Origin of the sequence: Bacillus sp. AP50 (assembly GCF_040492675.1) — a bacterium.
GTDB classification, from domain to species: domain Bacteria; phylum Bacillota; class Bacilli; order Bacillales; family Bacillaceae_G; genus Bacillus_A; species Bacillus_A cereus.
The window spans coordinates 1-3,346 of sequence record NZ_JBEUTW010000565.1 but is presented as its reverse complement, the minus strand read 5'-3'; the positions used below and the strand labels follow the sequence as shown (position 1 = coordinate 3,346).

The window sequence follows — 3,346 nt, the reverse complement described above, 5'->3', positions numbered from 1 at the left end:
AGTTTACAATTCACCCTAATTATTCATTTAATTATATAACATATGTAAGAATCAATTCACATATTTCTGGAAATCCATCCACATACTATAGATAAATCAAATGAAATTTGGAGGATACATACATGAATAACAAAAATATGAATAAAAAAGAAAATGTTACTGAAAACACTACATCTATTCAAAATAATAATACTGCAAATCTTACTATCGAAGAACAAGCAATGAACGGCTTATACGGAATGCCCGAAACAACAATTGAAGATGCTGATCACGCTGCATCTGATGATTTGACTTCAAAAAATTAATTAACTACATTGAAAAAAGCCAAGGAAAATATCCTTGGCTTTTTTAACTATGCATCCACCTTTTGTATTTCTTCACTCTTTCTTGAAAGTTTACCTGGCCAAAAAGCAAATCGGCCTAAAACTACTGTAATCGCGGGTACAAGTAACGGTCTTACGATAAACGTATCTAGTAATACGCCAATTGCAGTTACAATACCAAATTGAACTAATACTTGAATTGGAAGTGTACCTAACACTGCAAAAGTTCCTGCTAAAATTAAACCAGCCGATGTAATAACACTACCTGTTTGTATTACACCATTCTTTACTGCATCCAAGTGATTTTGTGTCTTTCTGTTTTTCCATATTTCTGAAACCATAAAGATATTATAATCTTCACCTAAAGCAACTAAAAATACGAATGCGTACAACGGTATCGCACCTTGAATGGCCGGCGCACCCATACCGTAATGAAGTAATATCCATCCTGCTCCTAACGCTGAGAAGAATGATAAAACGACAGTTACAATTAAATAAATCATCGCAACAACCGATCGTAAGTAGACAAGTAATAGTAAAGCGATAATGCTAATCATTACTGGAATAATTACTGATTCATCACGTTCCGTAATTTGCTTTGTATCATATAATGAAGCTGTTTCCCCACCAATCCACAATTGATCTTTAGCATTACTAATCCCAGCACCTTTTAATACTTTTTCTATACTACTTTTCAATTTAGGAATTTGATCTAACGCTTCAATTGAGTATGGATTTTCCGCTAAAGAAACTTCATACATTTGTATTTGCTTATTTTCTTTTCCCTCTTTTGGCTCTTTCACTGTATTTACGAAAGAAAATTTCTCTAGTTCTTGTTTAATAGGAAGCTCTTTGCCTTTCGTATCAACAACAACTTTTATTGGTGCTAGTTCACCAGCTGAGAAATGATCACTAATTAACGTAAACCCTTCACGAGAAGGCATATCCTTTGGAAACGACTCTAATAAGTCATATGTGTATTGAATACGTGGTACGAATGAAGCCAATCCGCCTAATACAAATACAGTTAGCATAATTATTGTCCATGGTCTTCGTACTACAATATCTCCAAGTTTTTTACTAAAGGAGCCTTTTGATTTTTTAACTTTTACAGCCCTCTTTTTCTTTCTTGCAAACTCCTCATTCATTGAAGTTGTTCTCGGTATAAACGGGAAAAATGCAATTCTACCGAAAATTAATAATAGTGCTGGTAAAATTGTTAAAGCCGCGATTCCCATTATAAATACAGCAACACTAAATGGTACTGCAAATCGATGAAAGGCACCATAATGAGCAAGTAGTAATGTTCCTAATCCAAGTACAACAGTTAACGCACTCATTATTATTGCACCGCCAGATGCTTTAATCGCAAGTTGCAATGCTTTATATTTACTTTCTTCTTCTAACAAGTACTCTCTATATCTCGAAATTAAAAATAGACAATAGTCCGTTCCAGCGCCAAACAATAATACTGTCATAATTGATATCGCTTGGGCATCTACTTTAATCCATCCGTGATCAGCTAAAAAACCGAGTGTAGGACTAATAATACCGTATGCAAAGCCAACAACAAGTATAGGTAAAATCGCTAAAATTGGTGAACGATACAGTAAAATTAACAAAACTAACACTAGTAGTACAGTAGCCACTAACAATTTCACATCTGCTTGACTAAATAAACTAACTGCATCCGTTTGAATACCTACAGGTCCTGATAATCGAACATGTAAACCAGATTCACTTATTTTTTGTTTAAATGGATCTTCATCCACCTTACTACTCACTATTTTTCTAAACTCTTCAAGATTTCCTTTTAATATATCCGTACCAGCAGATTTATTAAAAAATACCGGTGTAACAAATGATGTACCATCTTTTGACGCACTTTTTGATAATACTTGCTCTGGGATTGTATCAAATGGTGGTAACGTTGATTGTTCTTTTAAAGGACTAGCTTTTAACTCCTTATAAACATCTTGTATGAGTTTATAATCCTGTGACTGTAATCCACCATCTCTATACCATACTACTAACAACGGATTCCCTGCATTATTCGGAAACTCTTTTTTTATAAGCGCTTCCGCTTGCTGTGACATAGCTGTTTCAGGTAAATTTTTCGGATTCGGTTCTTTCGTACTGTTTACTTGTGGTAACGTAAATGAAAGTAATAATGTAATAAGAATCCACACCGATAAAGTGATCCATTGCGTATTTTTCCCTGCCACAAGCCTCCCTAACATATGTAACGGGTGCTTTTTCATAAAAACCCACCTTCCTTTTTTCCTCCATTATTAATTATATATACTGGTCGGTTAATTAATCAAGAATGATTGAAAATTATGTTATAATTATCTCAATCATAAATGTCAGGAGCGAATGTATTTGGAACAAAAACAACGTCCTATCGGTAGGCCGCGTCAAAATAAAAATACAAAATCTACAAAAGAAACCATTTTAGAAGTAGCAACCCGCTTATTTCTTACACAAAATTATCAAGTCGTTTCTATGGATGAGGTCGCAAAAGTTTGTGGTGTTACGAAAGCAACTGTCTACTATTACTATTCAACAAAAGCCGATTTATTTACTGCTACTATGATCGAAATGATGGTACGTATACGTGAGAATATGTCTCAAATACTCTCTACAAACAAAACGTTAGAAGAAAGATTATTAGACTTCGCTAAAGTTTACTTACACGCAACGATGGATATTGATATGAAAAATTTTATGAAAGATGCAAAACTGTCGTTATCTGAAGAACAATTGAAAGAATTAAAAAATGCTGAAGATAATATGTATGAAGTACTAGAAAAAGCACTCGATAATGCGATGCACATCGGAGAAATCCCAAAAGGAAACGCTAAATTTGCGGCTCATGCTTTCGTATCTTTATTATCAATTGGGAATTTTAAAGATGAAAATCACAATCCTATTCTTGCAAATATAGATGAATTATCACAAGAAATCGTTTCTTTTTATTGGAACGGATTAGGTCATTCATATTAAACTGATTTGCTTTAATA

Annotated in this window: 3 protein-coding genes; 2 read left to right on the top strand and 1 reads right to left on the bottom strand. The window is 33.6% G+C overall.

Translation table 11 applies throughout. From position 1 onward, the window contains the following. Nucleotides 1–122: 122 nt before the first annotated feature. Entirely contained in the window at nt 123–305 is a 183-nt protein-coding gene (locus ABWK52_RS26640) for a DUF4021 domain-containing protein (RefSeq protein WP_001060660.1), read from the top strand. 47 nt (nt 306–352) lie between these two features. On the opposite strand, the gene ABWK52_RS26635 is transcribed toward ABWK52_RS26640, so the two are convergent. Then, nucleotides 353–2,584, bottom strand: a complete 2,232-nt coding sequence (locus tag ABWK52_RS26635) for an MMPL family transporter (RefSeq protein WP_098542409.1) — start codon at nt 2,582–2,584, stop codon at nt 353–355. Nucleotides 2,585–2,705: 121 nt separating this feature from the next. Between ABWK52_RS26635 and ABWK52_RS26630 the strand changes: the two genes are divergently transcribed. Continuing rightward, on the top strand, nt 2,706–3,329 hold the full coding sequence (locus ABWK52_RS26630; RefSeq protein WP_000435996.1) for a TetR/AcrR family transcriptional regulator: 624 nt from the start codon (nt 2,706–2,708) through the stop codon (nt 3,327–3,329). Nucleotides 3,330–3,346 lie beyond the last annotated feature (17 nt).

What these genes read in the sequence shown, in the direction of transcription:
- ABWK52_RS26640 (WP_001060660.1), top strand. Translation starts at nt 123, where the DNA reads ATGAATAACAAAAATATGAATAAAAAAGAAAATGTTACTGAAAACACT.
- ABWK52_RS26635 (WP_098542409.1), bottom strand. Translation starts at nt 2,584, where the DNA reads ATGAAAAAGCACCCGTTACATATGTTAGGGAGGCTTGTGGCAGGGAAA.